Source organism: Pseudomonas sp. RP-B7 (assembly GCF_059803535.1).
In genome coordinates, this window is the sequence record NZ_JAPFHC010000037.1 from 1 (window position 1) to 25,552 (window position 25,552).

Annotated in this window: 19 protein-coding genes; 14 read left to right on the forward strand and 5 right to left on the reverse strand. The window is 62.9% G+C overall.

Annotated features, from left to right (window positions below; translation table 11 throughout):
• Positions 1–151: 151 nt before the first annotated feature.
• The 6 genes from recC to yfiB all read left to right on the forward strand — a co-directional run bounded on the left by recC (position 152) and on the right by yfiB (position 11,755).
• Positions 152–3,604, forward strand: a complete 3,453-nt coding sequence (gene recC / locus OPU96_RS24970) for an exodeoxyribonuclease V subunit gamma (protein ID WP_498559887.1) — start codon at positions 152–154, stop codon at positions 3,602–3,604.
• Positions 3,601–7,275, forward strand: a complete 3,675-nt coding sequence (gene recB, locus OPU96_RS24975; protein ID WP_498559888.1) for an exodeoxyribonuclease V subunit beta — start codon at positions 3,601–3,603, stop codon at positions 7,273–7,275. Before recC ends, recB begins: the two co-directional genes overlap by 4 nt.
• Positions 7,272–9,344 (forward strand): exodeoxyribonuclease V subunit alpha, encoded by a 2,073-nt coding sequence (recD, locus tag OPU96_RS24980; protein WP_498559889.1) that lies wholly within the window; start codon positions 7,272–7,274, stop codon positions 9,342–9,344. The genes recB and recD overlap by 4 nt, the downstream gene beginning before the upstream one ends.
• Positions 9,345–9,433: 89 nt before the next feature.
• Positions 9,434–10,000 (forward strand): regulatory sequestration protein YfiR, encoded by a 567-nt coding sequence (gene yfiR / locus OPU96_RS24985; protein WP_305391521.1) that lies wholly within the window; start codon positions 9,434–9,436, stop codon positions 9,998–10,000.
• The gene (dgcN, locus tag OPU96_RS24990) at positions 9,997–11,259 is read left to right on the forward strand and encodes a diguanylate cyclase DgcN/YfiN (RefSeq protein WP_498559890.1); all 1,263 of its coding nucleotides are present in this window, start codon (positions 9,997–9,999) and stop codon (positions 11,257–11,259) included. Before yfiR ends, dgcN begins: the two co-directional genes overlap by 4 nt.
• 4 nt (positions 11,260–11,263) lie before the next feature.
• Complete coding sequence (gene yfiB / locus OPU96_RS24995; RefSeq protein ID WP_498559891.1) at positions 11,264–11,755, forward strand: outer membrane lipoprotein YfiB; 492 nt, start codon at positions 11,264–11,266, stop codon at positions 11,753–11,755.
• A gap of 127 nt (positions 11,756–11,882) precedes the next feature.
• Here the strand turns inward: yfiB and OPU96_RS25000 are convergent, their stop codons facing one another.
• Positions 11,883–12,839, reverse strand: coding sequence for a LysR family transcriptional regulator (locus OPU96_RS25000; RefSeq protein WP_226457245.1), 957 nt, complete (start codon positions 12,837–12,839; stop codon positions 11,883–11,885).
• A gap of 129 nt (positions 12,840–12,968) precedes the next feature.
• On the opposite strand from OPU96_RS25000, the gene OPU96_RS25005 reads away from it, so the two are divergent.
• Positions 12,969–14,486: a CoA-acylating methylmalonate-semialdehyde dehydrogenase gene (locus tag OPU96_RS25005; protein ID WP_226457246.1), complete on the forward strand. Its 1,518-nt coding sequence runs from the start codon at positions 12,969–12,971 to the stop codon at positions 14,484–14,486.
• Between the two features lie 15 nt (positions 14,487–14,501).
• A complete protein-coding gene (gene mmsB / locus OPU96_RS25010; RefSeq protein WP_226457247.1) occupies positions 14,502–15,389 on the forward strand; it encodes a 3-hydroxyisobutyrate dehydrogenase in 888 nt (295 codons plus the stop codon).
• 62 nt (positions 15,390–15,451) lie between these two features.
• On the opposite strand, the gene OPU96_RS25015 is transcribed toward mmsB, so the two are convergent.
• From OPU96_RS25015 to OPU96_RS25025, 3 genes are all read right to left on the reverse strand, one after another.
• Positions 15,452–15,796: a cupin domain-containing protein gene (locus tag OPU96_RS25015; protein ID WP_498559892.1), complete on the reverse strand. Its 345-nt coding sequence runs from the start codon at positions 15,794–15,796 to the stop codon at positions 15,452–15,454.
• Positions 15,797–16,018: 222 nt separating this feature from the next.
• The gene (locus tag OPU96_RS25020; protein WP_192300624.1) at positions 16,019–17,419 is read right to left on the reverse strand and encodes an amino acid permease; all 1,401 of its coding nucleotides are present in this window, start codon (positions 17,417–17,419) and stop codon (positions 16,019–16,021) included.
• A 109-nt stretch (positions 17,420–17,528) separates the two neighbouring features.
• Positions 17,529–18,419 carry a LysR family transcriptional regulator gene (locus OPU96_RS25025; RefSeq protein WP_498559893.1) on the reverse strand — a complete coding sequence of 297 codons (891 nt, stop codon included), beginning with the start codon at positions 18,417–18,419 and terminating at the stop codon, positions 17,529–17,531.
• Positions 18,420–18,618: 199 nt separating this feature from the next.
• On the opposite strand from OPU96_RS25025, the gene OPU96_RS25030 reads away from it, so the two are divergent.
• From OPU96_RS25030 to OPU96_RS25045, 4 genes are all read left to right on the forward strand, one after another.
• Positions 18,619–19,383: a sulfite exporter TauE/SafE family protein gene (locus OPU96_RS25030; protein WP_498559894.1), complete on the forward strand. Its 765-nt coding sequence runs from the start codon at positions 18,619–18,621 to the stop codon at positions 19,381–19,383.
• 116 nt (positions 19,384–19,499) lie between these two features.
• Positions 19,500–20,090: an NADPH:quinone oxidoreductase MdaB gene (gene mdaB, locus OPU96_RS25035; RefSeq protein WP_498559895.1), complete on the forward strand. Its 591-nt coding sequence runs from the start codon at positions 19,500–19,502 to the stop codon at positions 20,088–20,090.
• A gap of 30 nt (positions 20,091–20,120) precedes the next feature.
• The gene (locus OPU96_RS25040) at positions 20,121–21,017 is read left to right on the forward strand and encodes a LysR family transcriptional regulator (protein WP_305391517.1); all 897 of its coding nucleotides are present in this window, start codon (positions 20,121–20,123) and stop codon (positions 21,015–21,017) included.
• Positions 21,018–21,214: 197 nt separating this feature from the next.
• Positions 21,215–22,660: a SulP family inorganic anion transporter gene (locus tag OPU96_RS25045; protein WP_498559896.1), complete on the forward strand. Its 1,446-nt coding sequence runs from the start codon at positions 21,215–21,217 to the stop codon at positions 22,658–22,660.
• A gap of 39 nt (positions 22,661–22,699) precedes the next feature.
• Here OPU96_RS25045 and OPU96_RS25050 read toward each other — a convergent pair whose 3' ends face one another.
• On the reverse strand, positions 22,700–23,080 hold the full coding sequence (locus OPU96_RS25050; protein WP_192300618.1) for a lysozyme inhibitor LprI family protein: 381 nt from the start codon (positions 23,078–23,080) through the stop codon (positions 22,700–22,702).
• A gap of 194 nt (positions 23,081–23,274) precedes the next feature.
• On the opposite strand from OPU96_RS25050, the gene OPU96_RS25055 reads away from it, so the two are divergent.
• Positions 23,275–24,678 carry a GntT/GntP/DsdX family permease gene (locus tag OPU96_RS25055; RefSeq protein WP_192300617.1) on the forward strand — a complete coding sequence of 468 codons (1,404 nt, stop codon included), beginning with the start codon at positions 23,275–23,277 and terminating at the stop codon, positions 24,676–24,678.
• A 12-nt stretch (positions 24,679–24,690) separates the two neighbouring features.
• Complete coding sequence (locus tag OPU96_RS25060) at positions 24,691–25,551, forward strand: MurR/RpiR family transcriptional regulator (RefSeq protein WP_498559897.1); 861 nt, start codon at positions 24,691–24,693, stop codon at positions 25,549–25,551.
• The last annotated feature ends 1 nt before the right edge of the window (position 25,552 follow it).

Consider the following 25,552-nt stretch of genomic DNA (forward strand, 5'->3'; position numbering starts at 1 on the left):
GGTCATCGTCAAGATTAAATTCCAAAACCCCTGTTTGCTAACGCAAACAGGGGTTTTGTTTTGGGCGGTCGAAAAGTGCGAAGAGGGCCATTGCAATGGCCTTCAATGCTAAAGTCCACGCCTCGATTTTGCTTTTCCCAAGGAAGCCGTTATGCCGGATGCGACGTCTCTCAGTGCTGGATTCATGGTGGTTCATGGCAACCGCCTGGATGAACTGCGTAGCCTGGTCGTCAGCTGGATGCGTCGCTATCCCCTGGCGCCGCTTGAAAACGAGATCGCCTTGGTACAAAGCAACGGTATCGCCCAATGGCTCAAGTTGGCCTTGGCCGAAGACCCGGAAGATGACGACATGGGCGGTTGTGGTATTGCCGCAGCAATTGACGTGCAACTCCCCGGCAGTTTCATGTGGCAGCTCTACCGCATGGTCCTCGGCCGTGACGAAATCCCGCTCAAGTCTCTGCTCGACAAAGCCCCACTGACCTGGCGCCTCATGCGCCTGCTCCCGGAACTCATCGATCAACCCTACTTCGAGCCGCTGCAACGCTTCCTCACCCACGACACCGACCTACGCAAACGCTACCAACTCGCCGAGCGCCTGGCCGACCTGTTCGACCAATATCAGGTTTACCGCGCCGACTGGCTTGAGGACTGGGCCGCAGGCAGCCACCAATTACGCAACGGCCGAGGCGAGTCAAAACCCCTCGACCCTGCCAACTGCTGGCAAGCCGAACTATGGCGTGCGCTATTGCTGGATGTCGGCGCAGAGGGCATGGCCGAAAGCCGTGCCGGCGTTCACCAGCGTTTCATCGAGCGCATCAATACCCTTGAAACGGCCCCCCCAGGCCTACCTTCGCGGGTGATCGTGTTTGGGATTTCATCGCTGCCCGCCCAAGCACTGGAAGCACTCGCCGGCCTCGCGCGTTTCAGCCAAGTCCTGCTCTGTGTGCACAACCCTTGCCGTCACCACTGGTCCGACATCGTTGCCGACAAAGACTTGCTGCGTAACGAATACAAGCGCCAAGCACGCAAAGCCGGCATGCCGCTCACCATCGACCCGCAAACCCTGCACCAGCACGCCCACCCGCTGCTCGCCGCTTGGGGCAAGCAAGGCCGCGACTACATCAGCCTGCTCGACAGCTATGACGATCCCAACAGCTACCGCGCCGCATTCCGCGACGGTCGCATCGACCTGTTCAGCGACAGCGAACCCACCACGCTGCTCAACCAGCTCCAGGACGACATCCTCGAACTGCGCCCACTCAACGAAACCCGCGAACGCTGGCCCGCTGTCGACCTGGAGCGTGACACCTCAATCCGCTTCCACGTCGCCCACAGTGCCCAGCGCGAAGTGGAGATCCTCCACGACCAACTGCTCCAACGCTTCAGCGCCGACGCCGCATTGCGCCCGCGAGACATCATCGTCATGGTCCCCGACGTCGACAGCTATGCGCCGCACATCCGCGCCGTGTTCGGCCAGCTGGAACGCAACGACCCACGCTTCATCCCCTTCACCCTGACAGACCAGGGCCAACGCGGCCGCGATCCCTTGCTGATCGCCGTCGAACACCTGCTCAAACTCCCCGACAGCCGCTTCCCTGTCAGCGAAATCCTCGACCTGCTCGATGTGCCCGCCCTGCGCGAACGCTTCGCCATCAAGGAGCGCGACCTACCCACGCTGCACCGCTGGATCGAAGGCGCCGGAATTCGTTGGGGGCTTGATGCGCAGCAACGCGCAGGGCTGGGGCTGCCACAAGAACTGGAACAAAACAGCTGGCGATTCGGCCTACGTCGGATGTTGCTTGGTTACGCCGTAGGCAGCGGCGCGTCCTGCGAAGGCATCGAACCCTACGACGAAATCGGCGGCCTGGATGCCGCCCTCATCGGCCCATTGGTCGCCTTGCTCGACGCCCTCAATGACGCGCATAAAACCCTGTCCGAGTCGGCAACTCCCCAGGTCTGGGGCGAGCGCCTGCAACGCCTGATGCAACTGTTCTTCCTGCCTAGCAGCGAGCACGACGACTACTTGCTGGGCCAACTCGAACAGCTGCGCGAAACCTGGATGGAAACCTGCGAGTCCGTAGGCCTACAGGACGAGTTACCGCTCACCGTAGTCCGTGAGGCTTGGCTGGCTGGCTTGGACCAAGGCCGCCTGTCCCAACGCTTCCTCGCTGGAGCTGTCAATTTTTGTACACTGATGCCCATGCGAGCGATCCCATTCAAACTTGTCTGCCTGCTCGGCATGAACGATGGCGACTACCCGCGCGCCCAGCCGCCGCTGGACTTTGACCTGATGGGCAGCGACTACCGTCCCGGCGATCGTTCACGCCGCGAAGACGACCGTTACCTGCTGCTCGAAGCCCTGCTCTCGGCGCGCGACCAGCTTTACATCAGTTGGGTCGGCCGCAGCATCCGCGACAACAGCGAGCGCCCGGCCTCGGTGCTGATCGGCCAGTTGCGCGACCACCTCGCCAGCGGCTGGCACCACGCCCACAGCGCCGAACCGCTGCTTGAGGCAATGACCCAGGAACACCCGCTGCAACCCTTCAGCGCCCGCTACTTCCACGAAGGCGATGCGCTGTTCAGCTACGCTCGCGAATGGCAGCTGCTGCACGAAGCATCTGATGTCGAAGCCAAAGCAGAGCAATTGCCGGAGCATCACCAGGAAGAACCTCTGAGTCTCGGCCAGTTACAAGACTTCCTGCGCAACCCGGTCAAACATTTCTTCAGCCAGCGTCTGAAAGTGTTCTTCGAGGCCGCTGAAGTGCCTCTGGCCGATGAAGAACCCTTCGTTCTCGACGCCCTGCAACGCTACAGCCTCAGCGACAGTTTGTTAAACGCGGCACTGGCCGAGCCCGATCATCCTGACCAGGCCCTCAACGCCCAAGCCCTGCGCCTGCAAGGGAGTGGCCTGCTGCCCATGGTCGGTTTTGGCGAATGCCTGCGCAATGAATTGATCGAGCCGTTGCCCGACCTGCTGCAACGTTACCAACAACTGCTGGCTCTCTGGCCCACGCCACACACCGGTGCTGAACCGATCAGTTTTGAGCATCAAGGCATTCAGCTGGAAGGCTGGATCAGCGGCCTGCACCGGCGCAGTGATGGCGGATTGCTTAGCGTGACCACTATTCCCAACAGCATCGGTTCGATCAAGACTCGCAAGTGGCATCGGCTGATCCGCCCCTGGGTCAACCACGTGGTCGCGTGCGCCTGTGGCCTTTCGTTAAGTACCGGCCTGGTCGCCAGCGACGACACCCTGCTGCTGGCCCCTCTGGAGAAATCCACCGCCCAGGACATCCTGCGCAAGCTGCTCCAGGCCTGGCATCGCGGGATGCAACAGCCGCTCCCCGTGGCCGTCAAGACCGCCTTCGCCTGGCTCGGCCAAACCGACCCGGCCAAAGCCGACGCCGCAGCCAGCAAAGCCTACGAAGGTGACGGCGTGAACACCGACGGCGAGCGCCGCGAAAGCCCTGCGCTTACCCGCCAATTCCCCGACTACGCGACACTCATCGCCAGCGCCGAATTCGAAGGCTGCTGCGAAACCCTGTATCGCCCGCTGATGAACGCAGCATGGCGATCACTGACCAGCGAGGAGGCCAGCGCATGAGCAGCAAACCCTTGGCCCTGGCCTTTCCGCTCAAAGGCAGCCAACTGATCGAGGCCAGCGCCGGCACCGGCAAGACCTTCACCATTTCTGCCTTATACCTGCGTCTTGTACTGGGGCACGGTGGCGAAGAGTCCGGGTTTGGCCGCGAACTGCTGCCACCGCAAATCCTCGTCGTAACCTTTACCGACGCCGCCACCAAGGAGCTGCGCGAGCGTATCCGCATCCGCCTGGCCGAAGCCGCGCGCTACTTTCGCGACGAAATCCAGCAACCCGATGCGCTGATCGCCGACCTGCGCAACCAATACCTGCCCGAACAGTGGCCCGCCTGCGCCAACCGCCTGGACATCGCCGCGCAATGGATGGACGAAGCCGCAGTTTCGACGATCCACAGTTGGTGCCAGCGCATGCTGCGCGAGCACGCGTTCGACAGCGGCAGCCTGTTCACTCAAACCCTGGAAACCGACCACAGCGACTTGCTTGGCGAAGTCCTGCGCGATTACTGGCGACTGTTCTGCTACCCGATGCACGACGATGCGCTCAACTGGGTCCGCACCCACTGGGGTGGCCCCGCCGCGCTGATGCCGCGGGTGCGCGCATTGTTTGGCAGCGAACGCCCCAGCGGTGAAAGCCGCGACCCTGCCGAACTGATCAACGCCTGCCTGCAGGAACGCCGCGAAGCACTGATCGAGCTCAAGGCACCGTGGCAGCAATGGGCCATCGAACTGCGTGACATCTGCCTGCAAGCCGTGGCCGCCAAAGCCGTCGACGGCCGCAAGATGCAGGCGCGGTACTTCGAGCCCTGGTTCGAAAAGATCAGCGCCTGGGCCGCTGACGAAACCCTCGAACAACTCGACATCGGCACCGGCTTCACGCGCCTGAGCCCCGACGGCATGGCCGAAGCCTGGAAGGGCGAGCCGCCGCAGCACCCTGGCATCGAGGCCATGGCCGACCTCAAGGCCGCCCTCGACGCGCTGCCAACCCCCGATGCCGCGGTGCTGCAACATGCCGCCGGTTGGGTTGGCAAACGCTTCGAAGAAGAAAAGCGTCGCCGCGCCGAAATGGGCTTCGACGACATGCTCACGCGCCTCAACACCGCGCTCCAGGCCGACGGCGGCGAGCGCCTGGCCAGTGTGATCCGCGAGCAGTTCCCGGTCGCGCTGATCGACGAATTCCAGGACACCGACCCGGTGCAATACAGCATCTTCGACAGCATTTACCGCATCGAAGAAAACCACCTCGACAGCGGCCTGTTCCTGATCGGCGACCCCAAACAGGCGATCTACGCCTTCCGCGGCGCCGACATCTATACTTACCTGCGCGCACGCGAGGCCACTACCGGGCGCCATCACACCCTGGGCACCAACTTCCGCTCCAGCCACGCGATGGTCGAGGCGGTCAACCACGTGTTCCAACGTGCCGAAAGCGGCCGTGGCGCGTTTCTCTTCCGCAAGCCGGACGGTGAAAACCCGGTGCCGTTCCAGCCGGTCTTGTCCCAAGGCCGCAAGGAGCTGTTGCAGGTCAATGGCCAGACGCTGCCGGCGATGAACCTGTGGCACCTGCCCACCGACCAACCGATTTCCACTGTGGCCTATCGCCATCAACTGGCAGGCGCCTGTGCCACGCAGATTGCTGAACTGCTCAACGGCGGGCAGCAGGGCACAGCAGGTTTCCTACAGCCAGATGGTAGTTTCAACGGGGTGCTGCCGTCAGACATCGCCATCCTCGTGCGTGATGGCAAGGAAGCCCAAGCCGTGCGCGCCGAACTGGCCGCCCGTGGCGTACGCAGCGTGTACCTGTCGGACAAGGACTCGGTCTTCGCCGCCCAGGAAGCCCATGACCTGCTGGCCTGGCTCAAGGCCTGCGCCGAGCCGGACGTCGAGCGCCCGCTGCGCGCTGCCCTGGCTTGCGTCACCTTGAACCTGTCACTGCCGGAACTGGAGCGTCTGAACCAGGACGAACTGGCGTGGGAAACCCGCGTCATGCAGTTCCGTGGCTACCGCGCGATCTGGCGTACCCAAGGCGTGCTGCCGATGCTGCGGCGCTTGCTGCATGACTTCAAATTGCCGCAAACCCTGATCGCCCGTAGCGACGGCGAACGGGTGCTGACCAATCTGCTGCACCTCAGTGAACTGCTGCAACAAGCCGCCTCGGAACTGGACGGCGAACAGGCGTTGATCCGCCATCTGGCCGAACACCTGGCATTGTCGGGGCAAGCCGGGGAAGAGCAGATCCTGCGCCTGGAAAGCGATGAGCAACTGGTCAAAGTGGTGACGATTCACAAGTCCAAGGGCCTGGAGTACGACCTGGTCTTCCTGCCGTTCATCTGCTCGGCCAAACCGGTGGACGGCACGCGCTTGCCGCTGCACTACCACGATGAAAAGGGTAAACCCCAAGTTAGCCTGCGCCCGACCGCCGAGCTCATCACCCAGGCCGACGATGAGCGCCTGGCCGAGGACCTGCGCCTGTTCTACGTAGCCCTGACTCGCGCCAAGCACGCCTGTTGGCTCGGTATCGCCGACCTCAAGCGCGGCAACAGCAGCAGCTCGGTGTTACATCTCTCGGCGCTGGGCTACTTGCTCGGCGCCGGTGCCGCGCTGGGTGAGTCCGCTGCCCTGGCGCGCTGGTTGCTGGACTTGCAGGAAGGCTGCCCCGCCGTTCACTACGGCCACGTGCCCGACGCGCAAGACATCCTCTTCCACCCACCGCGCAACGAAGCCACCTTGCTTGCACCATTGCTGCCCAAACGCAAAGCGGCAGAGAACTGGTGGATCGCGTCCTACAGCGCCCTGCGCATTGGCGACAGCATGAGTGTGGCCACCCTTGAAGCCCCGGAAAGCCCGCAGGCGCAAAAGCTGTTCGATGACGAGCGCCTCGACCCGGATGCGCCGCGCGAAGTGGCGGCGTCCGGCGGTGACATTCACCGTTTCCCACGCGGTCCGAATCCGGGGACTTTTCTCCACGGCCTGTTGGAGTGGGCGGGCGAAGATGGTTTCAACGTCACCCCGCAGGCCATCGAACAAGCCGTTGGTGCGCGCTGCAACCGACGCAATTGGGAAGGCTGGATCACCACCCTCAGCGCCTGGCTGGGCCAGTTGCTGCACACCCCGCTGCCGGTGGATAACGATCAGGTCGCACTCAGCAACCTGCAGCAATACCAGATCGAAATGGAGTTCTGGTTCGCCAGCCACAAAGTCGACGTGCTCGCCCTCGACAAGCTGGTGTGCCAGGCCACCCACAACGGAGTGTCCCGGGTCGCCGCCGAACCGGTGCTGCTCAACGGCATGTTCAAGGGCTTTATCGACCTGACCTTTGAACACGACGGCCGCTATTACGTGGCCGACTACAAATCCAACTGGCTCGGCCCCGACGATTCGGCCTACACGCTGGAAGCCATGGAGCAGTCGATCCTCGAGCATCGGTATGACCTGCAATACGTGCTTTACCTACTGGCCCTGCACCGCCAGCTCAAGGCACGCCTGCCCGATTATGACTACGACCGCCACGTCGGCGGTGCGCTCTACGTGTTCCTGCGCGGCGTTCAAGCCGCCAGCCGTGGCGCGTATTTCACCCGCCCGCCGCGCGAACTGATTGAAAGCCTGGACCTGTTGTTTCAGGGCAAGCCCATCCCACCCAAGGTTGAGCCCGCCTGGGAACAAGGAGTTCTGCTATGAGCCTGTCGCCATTGCCGTTGGAGGCGTTGGACCCCCTCAGCCGCGCCGCCGACCTCGTGCAACTGCTGGAGCGCTGGGTTGACCGCGGCTGGCTGCGCGCCCTGGACAAAGCCTTCGTCGGCTTCCTGCACGAACTCGATCCCCAGGCCGACCCGCTGGTGCTGCTGGCCGCTGCATTGACCAGCCACCAACTGGGCCACGGTCACGTCTGCCTGGACCTGTTCGAAACCCTCAAGGCGCCGGACTTCGCGCTGTCCTTGCCGCCCGAAGGCGACCTGCAGACCGGTGCGATGTTGCTGCCGTCGCAACTGCTCGACGGCCTCGACGGTGGCCACTGGTGCCAGGCGCTGGCTGCCAGTCGCCTGGTGGCCCAGGCCGTCGACGCCAGTGAGGCCGCGCAAAGCCGCCCGCTGGTATTGGCCGGCACGCGCCTGTACCTGCGTCGTTACTGGACTTACGAGCGGCGCATCGACAGCGCCTTGCGTCGCCGCCTCGCCACCCAGGAAAGCGTCGCTGCCGACTTGCCCCAGCGTCTCAATGGCCTGTTCGACCAGCCGCCACCGGACGGCGTGATCGACTGGCAAAAACTCGCCTGTGCCTTGGCTACGCGCGGTGCATTCAGCATCGTCACCGGCGGCCCCGGCACCGGCAAGACCACCACCGTGGTGCGCCTGCTCGCACTGCTGCAAGCGCCGGCGGTAGAAGCCGGCAGCCCGTTGCGCATTCGCCTGGCCGCGCCCACCGGCAAAGCGGCGGCGCGTCTCACCGAATCCATCAGCCAGCAAGTCCAGTCGCTGACCGTGCCTGACGACGTGCGCGAAAAAATCCCGACCCAGGTCACCACGGTTCATCGCTTGCTGGGCAGCCGCCCGGGGACGCGCCATTTCCGTCATCACCTGGGCAACCCCTTGCCGCTGGATGTGCTGGTGGTGGACGAAGCCTCGATGATCGACCTGGAAATGATGGCCAACCTGCTGGACGCCTTGCCGCCCCATGCACGGCTGGTGCTGCTGGGCGACAAGGACCAACTCGCCTCGGTGGAAGCGGGCGCCGTGCTTGGCGACTTGTGCCGCGACGCCGAAGCCGGCTGGTACAGCGCCGACACCCGCCAATGGCTGCAAGCGGTCAGTGGCGAAGACCTCAGCGCCAGCGGCCTGGAGGAAGACCGCGACGCCAGCCATCCCCTGGCCCAGCAAGTGGTGATGCTGCGCTACTCGCGGCGTTTCGGCGAAGGCAGCGGCATCGGTCAGCTCGCCCGCTGGGTCAACCAGCAAAACCCCGAGCAAGCCCGTGACCTGTTGAATACCGGCAGCCACGCCGACCTGGCTTGCGTAAGGCTCAAAGGGGAACACGACCATGCCCTGGAACGCTTGGTCCTGGACGGGCAGGGCAGTGACGGCGCCAGAGGTTATCGCTACTACCTCGACCTGCTGCGCAGTGCGCGTCCCACCCTCGACACCCCGCGCGAAGACAATGCCTGGATCGACTGGGCACAACAGTTATTGCAGGCTTTCGACGCCTTCCAACTGCTCTGTGCCGTGCGCAAAGGCCCGTGGGGTGTAGAAGGGCTGAACCTGCGCATCACCGCCGCCTTGCGCAAAGCGCGGCTGATCGACGGCGACGAGCAATGGTACGAAGGCCGCCCGGTATTGATGACTCGCAACGATTACGGCCTGGGCCTGATGAACGGCGACATTGGCATCGCCCTCAAGCTGCCCGAAAGTGACGGCGGGCCCCAGGTGCTACGCGTCGCTTTCCCACGTAACGATGGCCAGGGTGGTGTACGGTTTGTTCTGCCCAGTCGTCTGAACGATGTGGAAACCGTGTACGCCATGACCGTGCACAAATCCCAGGGCTCGGAATTTACCCACACCGCGCTGATCCTGCCGGATGCGTTGAACCCGGTGCTGACCAAAGAACTGATCTACACCGGCATCACCCGGGCCAAGCGCTGGTTCAGCCTGATCGAACCCCGTGGCGGGGTATTTGAAGAGGCCGTGCGGCGTAAGGTCAAGCGCTTGAGCGGGCTGATGCTGGAGTTGGGGCATGTGGCGCAAAAACCTGACTGATAGGTCATTTATGGCGCTATATCGCGGGGGTTTCCGTCGCTGTGCTATCGTTGCGGCATCATTGTGACAAGTCCTGAGAGAAACGCTGCATGAACGTGGCTGTCTCGCCTACAGAGCGTCGTTTGAGCTGGAGACACATGCTGCTGACGGCGGTTCTGTGCATGCTCGCTCCCCGCGTGTTTGCCCAGGCGCCCAGCCCGGCGGATCATCGCGCCCAGGCCGTCACCCAGGTGGTACTCGGTATCCTCAGCTACGCCCGTTGGCCGGTGGAACCTGCGCAGCTGCGGCTGTGCATCGTCGGGCCCACCCAGTACACCGACGACCTGATCAAAGGTACCACCCAGGCCACCGGCCGTCCGGTGTTGGTCCAGCGCTTGCTGGCCGATCACCCCGACATCGTCAATACCTGTAACGCCGTATACATCGGCAAACTCAGCGCTGATGAACGCAGCAAGTTGTTTGCCTCGCTGATCGGCCACCCGGTGCTGAGCATCAGTGAAGGTGGCGACCAGTGCACCGTCGGCAGTCTGTTCTGCCTGCGGGTAGGGGATGAGCAGGTGTCGTTCGAAGTCAATCTCGACTCGGTGGCGCGCAGCGGCGTGCGCATTCACCCGAGTGTGCTGCAACTGTCCCGACGCAGGGCGCCAGAGCCATGACCGCGCTGAAAGAACGCCCGACCCTACGTTCGGTCATCGGCCGTGGGCACATGATCCTGGCGCTGGTGGCGGTGATTCTGGCGAGTGTGTCCTTGACCCTGCTCGGCGTGCTGGCGCTGCGTGTCTATGCCGAACACAACCTGCACCTGATCGCGCGTTCGATCAATTACACCGTGGAAGCGGCGGTGGTGTTCAACGACAGCGCGGCGGCCACCGAGGCCCTCAGTCTGATTGCCTCCACCGAAGAAGTGGCCCAGGCCGAAGTCTTCGATGCCAACGGCAAGTTGCTGGCGCAATGGGTGCGTCCGGACACCGGCATGCTTTCGCGGGTAGAGCTGGCGCTGGCGCATACCCTGCTTGAACAACCCATCAGCCAGCCGATCCTGCACCAAGGGCGCATCATCGGCAGCATCCACCTGACCGGCCACGGCGGCAGCCTGCTGCGCTTCTTGCTCAGCGGCCTGGCCGGGATTCTGATCTGCACCGCCCTCAGCGCCTGGGTCGCCCTGCACCTGGCCCAGCGCCTGTTGCGCGGCATCACCGGGCCGTTGCAAAGCCTCGCCGCCGTGGCCCACGCTGCCCGTAGCGAGCGGGATTTCGACCGCCGCGTGCCGCCGGCGCGGATTGCCGAGCTCGACAGCCTGGGCAGCGACTTCAACGCCTTGCTCGGTGAGATGCAAGCCTGGCAGAACCACCTGCAAAGCGAGAACGAAACCCTCGTGCACCTGGCCAACCACGACAGCCTGACCGGCCTGCCCAACCGCGCGTTCTTCGAAGGCCGCTTGATCCGCGCCCTGCGCAGTGCCGCCAAGGCCAAGGAACAACTGGCGGTGCTGTACCTCGACAGCGACCGCTTCAAGGAAATCAACGACAGCTTCGGCCACGCCGCCGGTGATGCGGTGCTGGTGGCCGTCGCCGACCGTGTGCGTGCGCAGCTGCGTGAGGATGACCTGGTGGCACGCCTGGGCGGTGACGAATTCGCGATCCTGCTGGCGCCCCTGCACAAACTGGAAGATGCCCAGCGTATCGCCGACAACATCATCGCCAGCATGGACCTGCCCATCTCTGTGCCGGGAGAGGCCCAGGTGTTTACCTCCCTCAGTATCGGCATCGCCCTCTACCCCGATCATGGTGCCACCCCCGGCACCCTGCTCAATGCCGCCGATGCGGCGATGTACCAGGCCAAACGCTCGTCTTCGGGCGGCCAGCAAACGGCGGAATCGGAAGCCTCCGTCGTCAACGTTCAACACAGGAGTTGACCCCTTGTTCTCGACCGCGCGCTTTATGTTTATCACCCTCCTGGTGGCGCTGCTCGCCCTCGGCGGCTGCCAGACGGCCCCACCCAAAGGCCTGACCCCGGCGCAGATTGCCGTGCTCAAGCAACAAGGCTTTGAACTCACCGACGACGGCTGGGCCTTTGGCCTGTCTGGCAAAGTGCTGTTTGGCAGCGATGTCGAAAGCCTGAACCCGCCCAGTACCGAAATCGTCGAACGCATTGGCAAGGCCCTGCTCGGCGTGGGTATCGAACGGGTGCGTGTCGACGGCCACACCGACGCCTCGGGCAAGGAAACCTACAACCAGCAACTGTCGCTGCGTCGCGCGAAAAGCGTGGCCAAGGTGCTGACCGGCGTGGGGATGAAGGAAGAAAACATCCAGTTGCGCGGGCTGGGCAGCAGCGAACCTGTAGCGCCGAATACCACGGTGGCAGGGCGTACGGAGAACCGGCGGGTGTCGCTCGTGGTGATCGCCGACTGAGTCGACTCACCTATTTTCAAATTGAAACACAATCAACTGTGGGAGCTGGCTTGCCTGCGATAGCGGTCTATCAGCCGTGAAGTGCCGACTGATCAACCGCAATCGCAGGCAAGCCAGCTCCCACACTCTATTTGGGGTGTGCTTTAAACCCCATCTCTCGTGTCTCCCCCATCAACAACCCCTGGTTCTGCTCCGTCACTTCCCGGATGTAGTCCCACAACAACGTAATCCGCTTCAACTTCCTCAAGTCCTCGCGGCAATACATCCAGAACTGCCGCGTAATCGCGATCTCCTCTCCCAGCACCGGCAATAAGCGCGGGTCCTGCGCCGCCAGGAAACACGGCAGGATCGCCATCGACCGCCCCTGCTGCGCTGCCACGTACTGCGCAATCACGCTGGTGCTGCGCAAGCTGGCGCTGGCGCCGGGCACCACGTTTGCCAGGTACAACAATTCGGAGCTGAACGCCAAGTCATCCACGTAACTGATGAACGGATGCTCGGCCAGATCCGTCGGGCGTCGGATCGGCGGGTGTTGGTCGAGGTATTCCTGGGTCGCGTACAACTGCAGTTTGTAGTCGCACAGCTTGCAGCACACATAAGGCCCGTGTTCCGGGCGTTCCAGGGCGATGACGATGTCGGCTTCGCGCTTGGACAGGCTGATGAAGTGGGGCAGGGGCAGGATGTCCACCGAAATTGCCGGATACGTATCGACGAAGTGGCTCAATTGCGGCGTGACGAAAAAGCTGCCGAACCCTTCGGTACAGCCCATGCGCACATGCCCGGACAGCGCCACGCCAGAGCCGGAAACCTGCTCGCAGGCCATGTGCAGGGTGCTTTCGATCGATTCTGCATAGCCCAGCAAACGCTGGCCTTCGGGGGTGAGGACGAAGCCGTTGGTGCGGGACTTTTCGAACAGCAGGGTGCCGAGTGACACCTCCAGCGAACTGATGCGCCGCGACACCGTGGTGTAGTCCACCGCCAGGCGCTTGGCGGCGACGCTGGCTTTGCGGGTGCGGGCCACTTCGAGGAAAAACTTCAGGTCATCCCAGTTCAGGGCGCCCAGTGACGTGATGTTTTTTTGCATATTGGTCCGGCTTTTATGTGCGTTCTTATTAGAGATTTGCACATCTATACTCCAAAAACAGTCCGAACGCCTCATTCCCAAGGCGATTCACGCGCCTTGTCTCTGCATAACTACAAGATTGGAGACCCCATGAACGCTTCTGCCGATATCTCCGTACAACAGGTCAAATTGCTGATCAATGGTGAATGGGTCGAGTCCAAGACCACCCACTGGCAAGACATCGTCAACCCGGCCACCCAGCAAGTGCTGGCCAAAGTCCCGTTCGCCACGGCCGATGAAGTCAATGCCGCCATCGACGCCGCCCACCGCGCCTTCCAGACCTGGAAGCTGACGCCGATCGGCGCGCGCATGCGCATCATGCTCAAGCTGCAAGCGTTGATCCGCGAACATTCCAAGCGCATCGCCGTGGTCCTCAGCGCCGAGCAGGGCAAGACCATTGCCGATGCCGAAGGCGATATTTTCCGCGGCCTGGAAGTGGTGGAACACGCCTGTTCCATCGGCACCCTGCAGATGGGCGAATTCGCCGAGAACGTCGCCGGTGGCGTCGACACCTACACCCTGCGTCAACCGATCGGCGTGTGCGCCGGCATCACCCCGTTCAACTTCCCGGCGATGATTCCGCTGTGGATGTTCCCGATGGCAATTGCCTGCGGTAACACATTCGTCCTCAAACCGTCCGAGCAGGACCCGCTGTCGACGATGCTGCTGGTAGAACTGGCGCTGGAAGCCGGTGTGCCGGCGGGCGTGCTCAACGTGGTGCACGGCGGCAAGGACGTGGTGGATGCGCTGTGCACCCACAAAGACATCAAGGCCGTGTCCTTCGTCGGCTCGACCGCAGTCGGCACCCATGTGTACGACTTGGCGGGCAAGCACGGCAAACGCGTGCAGTCGATGATGGGCGCCAAGAACCACGCCGTGGTGCTGCCGGATGCCAACCGCGAGCACACCCTCAACGCCCTGGTCGGTGCCGGTTTCGGCGCAGCAGGCCAGCGCTGCATGGCCACCTCGGTGGTGGTGCTGGTGGGGGCGTCCAAGCAATGGCTGCCGGACCTCAAGGCGCTGGCGCAGCAACTCAAGGTCAACGCCGGCAGTGAAGCCGGCACCGACGTCGGCCCGGTGATTTCCAAGCGTGCCAAGGCGCGCATCCTGGAACTGATCGAAAGCGGTGTGAAGGAAGGCGCCAAGCTGGAGCTGGACGGCCGTGACATCCAGGTGCCGGGCTACGAGCAAGGCAACTTTGTCGGCCCGACCCTGTTCTCCGGCGTGACCACCGACATGCAGATCTACACCCAGGAAATCTTCGGCCCGGTGCTGGTGGTGATCGAAGTTGCGACTCTCGATGAGGCCATCGCACTGGTCAACGCCAACCCGTTTGGCAATGGCACAGGCCTGTTCACTCAAAGTGGAGCGGCGGCGCGTAAGTTCCAGAGCGAAATCGATGTAGGCCAGGTCGGCATCAACATTCCGATCCCGGTGCCGGTGCCGTTCTTCAGCTTCACCGGTTCCCGTGGCTCCAAACTTGGCGACCTCGGCCCGTACGGCAAGCAAGTGGTGCAGTTCTACACCCAGACCAAGACCGTCACCAGCCGCTGGTTCGACGACGACACGGTCAACGATGGCGTCAACACCACCATCAACCTGCGCTGATTCCGGGAGACGAGCATGAAGATTGCATTTATCGGCCTGGGCAACATGGGCGCGCCCATGGCCCGCAACCTGATCAAGGCCGGCCACGCGCTGAACCTGTTCGACTTGAACCAGACGGTCCTCAAGGAGCTGGCCGAGCTGGGCGGCACTATCAGCGCCTCACCGCGTGACGCGGCCAACGGCGCCGAACTGGTGATCACCATGCTGCCGGCCGCGGCCCATGTGCGCAGCGTCTGGCTGAATGAAGACGGCGTACTCGCCGGCATCGGCAAAGGCGTACCGGCGGTGGATTGCAGCACCATCGACCCGCAAACCGCGCGTGACGTAGCCGCGGCTGCCGCCAAGCAAGGCGTGGTGATGGCGGATGCACCGGTGTCCGGCGGCACCGGCGGCGCCCAGGCCGGGACGTTGACCTTTATGGTCGGCGCCACCGCAGAACTGTTCGCCACCCTGCAACCGGTGCTGGCGCAGATGGGCCGCAACATCGTGCACTGCGGCGACGTGGGTACCGGGCAAATCGCCAAGATCTGCAACAACCTGCTGCTGGGCATCAGCATGGTCGGCGTCAGCGAAGCCATGGCGCTGGGGGATGCGCTGGGCATCGATACCCAGGTGCTGGCGGGAATCATCAACAGCTCGACCGGGCGCTGCTGGAGTTCCGATACCTACAACCCGTGGCCGGGGGTGATCGAAACGGCGCCGTCGTCCCGTGGCTATACCGGCGGGTTTGGTGCCGACCTGATGCTCAAGGATCTGGGGCTGGCGACTGAAGCGGCACGCCAGGCGCACCAACCTGTGATCCTCGGCGCGGTGGCGCAGCAGTTGTACCAATCGATGAGTCAGCGTGGGGAGGGGGGCAAGGACTTCTCGGCAATCATCAACAGCTACCGCAAACCCGAATAAGGTCAACCTGTCGTGAGCGGGGCAAGCCTGCTCACGACAGCGGTTTTGGCTTCAGCAGCAGGTCAGGCGAACACGAAGTACTTACGCACGGTCTCGACCACTTCCCAGGTGCCTTTCATCCCACGTTCCACCACAAAGATGTCCCCGGCACGCAAGTGAATCGGCTCCAGGCCGTCTGGGGTGATGATGCAGTAGCCTTCCTGGAAGTGGCAGTATTCCCACTTCACGTAGTCCACATACCACTTGCCCGGTGTGCAGATCCAGGTGCCCATGATCTTGCTGCCGTCTTCGCTGGTATAGGCGTTGAGGTTGACGGTGTGCGGGTCGCCTTCGAGCTTTTCCCATTTGCACGCGTCCAGGACCGGCAGGGGGTGAGTGTCGCGCAGTACGGTGATGGGCTTGGACATGATGTCTCCGAGGCAGGGAATTCAAAGATGAACCCTACGGCCTCGGGCGTTGCGCCAGTGGTCTGAACTCGACATCGGGATGCCCAGAAGCGCAGCAGAGTCCGATTCCTCTGACACGCTTTTGTTTACTGTGGGAGCGGGCTTGCTCGCGAATGCGGTGGGCCAGTCAACTCAGCCGTAACTGGCCGACTGCATTCGCGAGCAAGCCCGCTCCCACACGGATTACTGCGCCACAGCGACTTTCGTGTTTTTCATCCGCAAGCGATAGGCAATGTAGATCACCCCCACCCACACCGGCATTGCAAACACCGAATTGCGAATCCCCGGGATCGCCAGCATCACGCTGATGATCACCACCATGAATGCCAGGCACAGGTAGTTGGTGTACGGGAACCAGAAGGTCTTGAACGATGGGGTCACGCCTTGCTCGCCCATGGCCTTGCGGAACTTGATGTGGGTGAGGCTGATCAGTGCCCAGTTGATCATCAGCGAGGCAACCACCAGTGCAAACAGCAGTTCCAGCGCGCTGTGCGGTGCCACGTAGTTGACCACCACGCACAGCATCGTCACCAACGCCGAGACCGCCAGGGCGCGTAGCGGCACGCCTTGCTTGTTCAGCTTCATCAGCGCTTTTGGCGCATCGCCTTGCTCGGCCAGGCCGAACAGCATGCGGCTGTTGCAGTACACGCCGCTGTTGTAGACCGACAACGCTGCGGTCAGCACCACGAAGTTGAGGATGTGTGCCGCGGTGTCATTACCGATCAACGAGAAGATCTGCACAAACGGGCTGCCACTGTAGGCATCGCCCGACGCGCCGAGGGTTTGCAACAGTTGGTCCCACGGGTACAGCGACAGCAGCACGGTCAGGGCGCCGACGTAGAAAATCAGGATGCGGTACACCACCTGGTTGATCGCCTTGGGGATCACCTTGCGCGGCTCGCTGGCTTCGGCGGCGGTGATGCCCACCAGCTCCAGGCCACCGAACGAGAACATGATGAACGCCATCGACATCAACAGCCCCATGCCGCCATTCGGGAAGAACCCGCCGTGGTCCCACAGGTTGCTGATGGACGCTTGCGGGCCGCCAAGGCCGCTGAACAGCAGGTAGCAGCCGAGCAGGATCATGCCGATGATCGCCACCACCTTGATGATCGCAAACCAGAACTCGGCCTCACCGAAGAACTTCACGTTCAGGGTATTGATCAGGTTCACGGCCGCAAAGAACACCAGCGCGCTGACCCAGGTCGGAACCTCTGGCCACCAGAACTGGATGTACTTGCCCACCGCCGTCAGTTCGGCCATGCCGACCAGTACGTAGAGCACCCAGTAGTTCCAGCCCGCCAGAAAGCCCGCGTAGCCGCCCCAGTATTTGTGGGCGAAGTGGCTGAAGGAACCGGCCACCGGCTCTTCGACGATCATTTCGCCAAGCTGGCGCATCATCAGGAATGCGATGAAACCGGCGATCGCGTAACCCAGGATCATCGACGGCCCCGCTGACTTGAGCACGCCCGCCGAACCGAGGAACAGCCCCGTACCAATCGCCCCTCCCAAGGCGATCAGCTGAATATGCCGGTTCTTCAGGCCCCGCTTGAGGCCCACCGGGTTAACCATGTCATCCGCCATTCACGTTACCTTCTACTTTTTTCGCGAGGTGGTGCACATCGCACCTGCCCTTGGAACTGCTGAGGGGGCAGATATTACTCTGCGTGACCGCCGAGCGTTATCAACGCGGTCAAAAAATGTGTGAAGGGTTCAGGGCGTCGAACAAGGCTTTGGCGTAACCGGGTAGCTGTTCAAATGAGCGCGCGCTGAGCAGCAGCTGTCGGCAGGCCCATTCTTCGCGCAAGGGTTGAGCCTTGAAGCGGCGCTCCTTCGGCCAACGCTCCAGGGCCGCCTGGGGCACGATGGCGAGCCCGGCGCCGCCTGCGACCATGCGGATAACCCCATCAAAACCTTCCGCGCGGATCCGCGTTTGCAGGCGGAACCCGGCGTGCAAGGCCTGTTCTTCCAGATACACCGCCAGCGCGCTGTTGGCGGCGAGGCCCACGTAGTCGTGTTGCAGGCTATCGATGAAGCTGACGTTCCGGCTGGCGAGCGGATGATCCAGCGGCATGATCAACACCAGCGGGTCGTCGTGAAACGCCAGGGTCTGTAAGCCGTGGGTGTCCACTGCGTCGGAAATGATCCCGAGGTCGGCCGTACCCTGGCGCAATGCCTGGGTTATGCGCAGGCTGGGTAATTCCTGAAGGTCGATGTCGAGGTTGGGGTGCTCACGCAAAAAGTCCGCCAGCAGTTCCGGCAGGTATTCGCTGAGGGCGGTGGTGTTGCACAGCAGGCGCACCTGGCCTTTGACGCCGTTGGCGTATTCCGCCAGGTCCTGTTGCAGGTGTTCGGCCTGTTGCAGCAACAGGCGCGCGTGACGGGCCAGAGCCTTGCCGGCGGGCGTGGGGGTGACGCCACGGCGGCCGCGTTCGAGGAACTCGATGCCCAGTGACGCTTCCATCGCCCGGATGCGTGCACTGGCAGCGGCCAGGGATAAATGGCTGCGGGCGGCGCCGGCGGTGATATTGCCGGTGTCGAGGATGTGCAGGTAGAGGCGCATGTCGATCAGGTCAAAGTGCATGGCGGGGGTTCTCGAGTGATTGGGCTGGCCTCTTCGCGGGCCAGCCCGCTCCCACATTCGACCCCATTCTCATGCTGGAACTCAGTCAAGTGTGGGAGCGGGCTTGCCCGCGAAAGCGTCATCAGCCTCACGCAAAACAAGAGGCTGCCTCAGTATATGGCGAATTTCCAACCCCGCCTCAACCCGCCACAATCCGGCCATGACTACTGTCCTCACGTTCTACCAAGACATCGGCCCCGCCCTGACCCTGCTGGTATTCGGCACCTTCCTGCTGGCCGGCGCCGTCAAGGGCGTGATCGGCCTGGGCCTGCCCACGGTCGCCATGGGCCTGCTCGGCCTGGCTATGCTCCCGGCGCAGGCTGCGGCGTTGCTGATCATTCCATCGACCGTTACCAACCTCTGGCAATTGGCATTCGGCGGCCACCTGCGTGCGCTGCTCAAACGCCTGTGGCCGCTGTTGCTGCTGATCTTCCTCGGCACCGGGCTCGGCACGTTGTGGCTGGGCATGGACGGCGGCGGCTGGGTGGTGCACGCCTTGGGCGGCGCGCTGCTGGTGTATGCGTTGAGCGGATTGTGCCTGCCTACATTGAAGGTCAAGCCTGAAACCGAACGCTGGCTTGGCCCGGTGTGTGGCCTGGTCACCGGTATCATCACCTCGGCCACCGGCGTCTTCGTGATTCCGGCGGTGCCGTACCTGCAAGCCCTGGGCTTGAGCCGCGACCAACTGGTGCAGGCGCTGGGGCTGTCGTTCAGCGTATCAACCCTGGCGTTGGCCGCCGGCCTGGCCTGGCGCGGCAGCCTCGGCGGTGGCGAGATCAATGCCTCGCTGCTGGCGCTGGTGCCCGCGCTGCTGGGTATGGGGTTGGGCCAAGTGGTGCGTCAGCGCATCAGCGCGGTGCTGTTCAAGCGTGTGTTTCTTATCGGTATGGTACTGCTGGGCGGCCATCTGCTGATCAACGGTTAACAATCGCCAGGTATTCGTGCATTGCAGTCAAATGTATTTTGCCGCGCCACCGCTTATTCCGAGGGGCTGAGGTCGATAGTCTGCGTCCAGACATTTCAACTTCTGGAGACCCTCCCATGAAAAAAGTACTCCTGCTCAACGGCGGCAAAAAGTTCGCCCACTCCGATGGCCGCTACAACAACACCCTGCATGACGCCGCCGTGGCCGTGCTGGACCGTGGCGGTATCGACGTCAAGGTCACCCATATCGATGAAGGCTACGACGTGGCCGAAGAAGTCGCGAAATTCCTCTGGGCCGACGTAATCATCTACCAGATGCCCGGCTGGTGGATGGGCGCACCGTGGATCGTCAAGAAATACATCGACGAGGTCTTCACCGAAGGCCACGGCAGCCTGTACGCCAGCGATGGCCGCACCCGCTCCGATGCGTCGCAGAAATACGGCAGCGGCGGCCTGATCCAGGGCAAGCAATACATGCTGTCGCTGACCTGGAACGCACCGCAGCAAGCCTTCGACGACCCGAACGACTTTTTCGAAGCCAAGGGCGTGGACGCGGTCTACTTCCCGTTCCACAAGGCCAACCAATTCCTTGGCATGACCGGCCTGCCGACCTTCCTCTGTGTGGACGTGATGAAACGCCCGGCCATCGACGCCGACGTGGCGCGCTACGAGCAGCATCTGGCGCAGGTGTTCAAGCTCTCGGTGTAAGCTGCGGCTAACCGATTACGAGGACAGCCAGTGAAAGCCCGATCCGACGAGCTACAAATCTTCGTCAGCGTGATTGAGTGCGGCTCGATTTCCGCCGCGGCGGAGCAGGTCGGGCAGACGCCGTCGGCGGTCAGCCGCACCTTGTCGCGCCTGGAGGCCAAGCTCGACACCACGCTGATCAACCGCACCACGCGACGCATGGACCTGACCGAAGAGGGCAAGTACTTCTTCGAGCAGGCCAAGCTGATCCTGGCGCAGATGGATGAGCTGGAAGAACGCCTGTCGTCGCGCCAGAAGCACCCGGCCGGGCGCCTGCGTATCAATGCGGCCGTGCCGTTCATGCTGCACGGGATCGTGCCGTACATCGCCGAATTTCGCCGCCTGTACCCGCAGATCCAGCTGGAGCTGAACAGCGATGACTTGATCATCGACCTGCTGGAGCAAAGCACCGACATCGCGATCCGCATCGGTACGCTGGCCGACTCCACCCTGCATGCCCGCGCCTTGGGCTGCACGCCACTGCATATCCTCGCCAGCCCTGCCTATATCGAGCAGTTCGGCACGCCGACCACGGTAGCTGAGCTGGCCGACCACACCTTGCTTGGCTTCACCCAGACTGAAACCCTCAACCACTGGCCACTGCGCCATGTGGAAGGCGACCGCTGGCTGATCCAGCCGGGCATTGCCGCGTCCAGCGGTGAGACCCTGCGCCAGCTGGCGCTGGAAGGGCAGGGCATTTGCTGCCTGTCGAACTTCATGACCAGCGCCGACATCGACGCCGGGCGCCTGGTGCCGGTGCTGGAGGCGTTCAACAGCGGCTATCGCCAGCCGATTCATGCAGTGTTCTATCGCAACTCGCAGTTGGCGCTGCGCATCCAGTGTTTCCTCGACTTTATCCAGGCCAAGCTGGCGCGGTATGCCTGCTAGCGGTTGGCTTGGGACCGCGGTGCGGCCTTTCGCGGGCAAGCCCGCTCCCACACTTGACGGCATTCCAAGGTTCAAACGCGGTCAAGTGTGGGAGCTGGCTTGCCTGCGAAAGGCCCGACACGGTCCGCCAGACTAGCCCCACCCCCCCGCAATTGCGTACCATCGCCCGCCTTATTCCCGCCATACCCTGGTACTTCATGAACCTCACCCGTCTGCGCGCCGATGCCCTGGCCGGCCTCACCACGTCTTTCGCGCTGCTGCCCGAATGCATCGCCTTTGCCCTGGTAGCCCATCTCAACCCGCTGATGGGGCTCTACGGCGCCTTTATCATCTGCACGCTCACGGCGCTGTTCGGCGGTCGTCCCGGCATGGTCTCGGGTGCGGCAGGATCGATGGCGGTGGTGATCGTCGCACTGGTGGTGCAACACGGCGTGGAGTACCTGCTGGCCACGGTGCTGCTGGGCGGGTTGATCATGATCGCCTTTGGCCTGTTGCGCCTGGGCAAGCTGGTGCGCATGGTGCCGCACCCGGTGATGCTGGGGTTCGTCAACGGCCTGGCGATCATCATTGCATTAGCGCAACTGGAGCATTTCAAGAGCGGTGAACACTGGCTCAGCGGCATGCCGCTGTACGTGATGATCGGCCTGGTGCTGGTGACCATGGCCATCGTCTACCTGCTGCCGCGCATCACCCGCGCAGTGCCGCCGGCGCTGGTGGCGATCCTCGGCGTGGGCCTGGCGGTGTACCTGCTTGGCCTGCCGACCCGCACCCTGGGCGATATGGCCCACATCGCCGGCGGCCTGCCGACGTTTGCGCTGCCGCAGGTCCCCTGGACCCAGGAAACCCTTGGCATCATCGCGCCGTACGCGTTCCTGATGGCCATGGTCGGCCTGCTGGAAACCCTGCTCACCCTTAACCTCACCGACGAAATCACCGAGACCCGTGGCTACCCCGATCGCGAAAGCGTGGCACTGGGCGCGGCGAATATGGTCTCGGGCGTGTTTGGCGGCATGGGGGGTTGCGCGATGATCGGGCAAACCGTGATCAACCTCAGTTCCGGCGGGCGCGGGCGTTTTTCCGGGGTGTTTGCCGGGGTGATGATCCTGTTGTTTATCCTGTTCCTGTCGCCGTTTATCGAGCGCATTCCGCTGGCGGCGCTGGTCGGGGTGATGTTCGTGGTGTCCCAGCAGACCTTCGCCTGGGCGTCCTTGCGGGTGATCAACAAGGTGCCGCTCAACGATGTGCTGGTGATCCTGGCAGTGACGGTGATCACCGTGTTCACCGACCTGGCCACCGCCGTGCTGTGCGGGATCGTGATTGCGGCGCTGAACTTCGCCTGGCAACAGGCCCGCGAGTTGTACGCCGATACGCATCTGGAGGCCGATGGCAGCAAGCTCTATCGGGTGCACGGCACCTTGTTCTTCGCCTCGACCACGCCGTTCTTGAACCAGTTCGACCCGGCGGGCGACCCCGCGCAGGTGACGCTGGATTGCCGGCACCTGAGCTTTGTCGATTATTCAGCGATTGCCGCGCTGATGACCTTGCGCGAGCGGTATGCCAAGGCCGGCAAGCACCTGCGGGTGCTGCATTTGTCGGAGCGCTGCAAGAAGCTGCTCAAGCGCGCCAAGGTGCATCACGACTGAGGGTGGAACCTTGTGGCGAGGGAGCTTATTCCTACAGGGTCATGGTCCGACCAGGTTTTCCAGTTCCTGGGCGCGGGTCTGGGTCATGTCCAGTACGCAGCCGGAGCCGTTGACCTGATCGATGCTGCCTCCGGTGGCTGAGCCGGCGAAGGCGCAATTGGCATCGCGGTATTTTATCCACAGGCGCTGCACGTCTTGCAGTTGCTGTTTGCGTGCGCCTTCCTGGGCGGCGAGGGCGGTCTTGTAGGCCGCGTTCAGGCGCTTGTCCTGCACCTTGGTTTCCTTGGCGTTGCAATTGACCATGTCGGCGGTGGTGTTGGCGCCGTCCATGCATTTTTGCAACGCCGCGTTTTCGGCAGCCGAGGCCGCGCCGCACAGGACGAGGAGCAGGGCGCCGGTGGCTAGGGATGTACGAGTCATGGTCGTGTTTCCTGAGCGTGAGTGATTGCGCATTGTAGGACTCGACGACGACGCTTGAGTTTCCGACATCCTCTGATCTTCATGTAAGAACACCCCCCGAATTTTCATCCACAGCTGTCGGGCATATCCCCAGGCGACAGTGCTTGTCTGTGGGCGAAAATTACTTTCATAAAAATTGAAAATACTCATCGGTAATGATTTATGACTTTCACAACCTATTCGACGTGACCCTTTCCGAGGAGTACCGCATGGCCGCATTACCGGGCTTGGGGCTATTGGCATACGCTGCCATCGCCATCATCGCTTTGATCGTGCTGATTGCACGCTACCGACTCAACCCGTTTATCGTCATCACCCTGGTGTCAATCGGCCTGGCGCTGCTGGCCGGGATGCCGGCGGACACCATCATGGGTTCGTATGAGGCGGGCGTCGGCAAGACCCTGGGGCATATCGCCCTGGTCGTGGCGCTGGGCACCATGCTCGGCAAGATGATGGCCGAGTCCGGCGGCGCCGAGCAGGTGGCGCGTACCCTGATCAATCGGTTCGGCGAGCGCAACGCGCATTGGGCGATGGTCTGCATCGCGTTCCTGGTAGGGCTGCCGCTGTTTTTCGAGGTCGGTTTTGTGTTGCTGGTGCCGATCGCCTTTACCGTGGCGCGACGTGTGGGCGTGTCGATCCTGATGGTCGGTTTGCCGATGGTCGCCGGTTTGTCGGTGGTGCATGCCTTGGTGCCACCGCACCCGGCGGCGATGATGGCGGTGCTGGCGTATAACGCGTCGGTGGGGCAGACCGTGCTGTATGCGATTTTGATCGGTATTCCCACGGCGATCATCGCCGGCCCCGTGTACGCCAAATTCATCGTGCCGCGCATTCACCTGCCGGCGCAAAACCCGCTGGAACGCCAGTTCATCGACCGCGAGCCGCGTACCCGCCTGCCCAGTTTTGCGCTGACCATGGGCACGATCCTGTTGCCGGTGGTGCTGATGATGATCGGTGGTTGGGCCAACGTGATCTCTACGCCGGGCAGCGGTTTCAACCAGTTCCTGCTGTTTATCGGCAACTCGGTGATTGCGCTGCTGCTGGCGACCTTGGTGAGTTTCTGGACCTTGGGCATCGCCCAGGGGTTTAACCGCGAGTCGATCCTCAAGTTCACCAATGAATGCCTGGCGCCGACGGCGAGCATCACCTTGCTGGTGGGCGCGGGCGGCGGCTTGAACCGCATCCTGGTGGATGCGGGCGTGACCAATGAAATCCTGGGGCTGGCCCACGCGTTTCAGCTGTCGCCGCTGGTGATGGGCTGGCTGTTCGCGGCGTTGATGCGCATCGCCACCGGCTCGGCGACGGTCGCCATGACTACCGCTTCCGGCGTGGTGGCGCCGGTGGCCATGGGTCTGGGTTATCCACACCCGGAATTGCTGGTGTTGGCCACTGGTGCGGGTTCGGTGATCTTTTCCCACGTCAATGACGGCGGCTTCTGGCTGATCAAGGAATACTTCAATATGACGGTAATCCAGACCTTCAAGACCTGGACCGTGCTGGAGACCTTGATTTCAGTGGTCGCCTTCGGTCTCACCTATGGTCTGTCCTGCCTTCTGTAACCCGGAGATTCCATGGACATCCTCTACCAGATCCGTGCCCGCCAGGATTCCTTCAGCGCCGGTGAAGGGCGTATCGCCAGGCTGCTGCTCGACGACGTGGGGTTTGCCGCGTCGGCCAGCCTGGAAGCGTTGTCCCAGCGGGCCGAGGTCAGCACAGCCACACTGTCGCGGTTTGCGCGCAGCGTGGGCTGTCGCGATTTGCGTGACCTGCGCCTGCAATTGGCCCAGGCCAGTGGGGTGGGCAGCCGTTTTCTGGACCCGGCGGGCAAGCCTGAGCAGTCGGCGTTTCATCGGCAGATTCTTGGCGACATCGAGGCGACCTTGCGCCAGCACTTGTCGGGGTTCAACCAGGCAGGGTTTGCCGATGCGGTCAGCCTGCTGGGCAAGGCACGGATGGTCCACGCGTTTGGCATGGGCGGCCCGTCGAGCCTGTGCAGCGACGAATTGCAGGTGCGCCTGGTGCGCCTGGGCTATCCGATTGCCGCCTGCCATGACCCGGTGATGATGCGGGTCACGGCGGCGACCCTGGGCTCGGATCACGTGTTGATCGTGTGTTCGTTGACCGGCCGCACGCCTGAGCTGCTGGACGTGGTGGCACTGGCGCGCAATTACGATGCACGCGTCATCGCCATCACCTTGGCCGACTCACCCTTGGCGCAGTTGGCGGATGTCCTGCTGCCGCTGCAACCGGCCGAGACCAGTTTTATCTACAAACCGACGGCGGCGCGCTACGGCATGCTGCTGGCCATCGACCTGCTCGCCACCGAGCTGGCACTGGCCCAGCCGGACGACAACCGCGAGCGCCTGCGCCGCATCAAGCTGGCCCTCGACGAATACCGCGGCGGCCCCGACAGCCTGCCGCTTGGAGACTGAT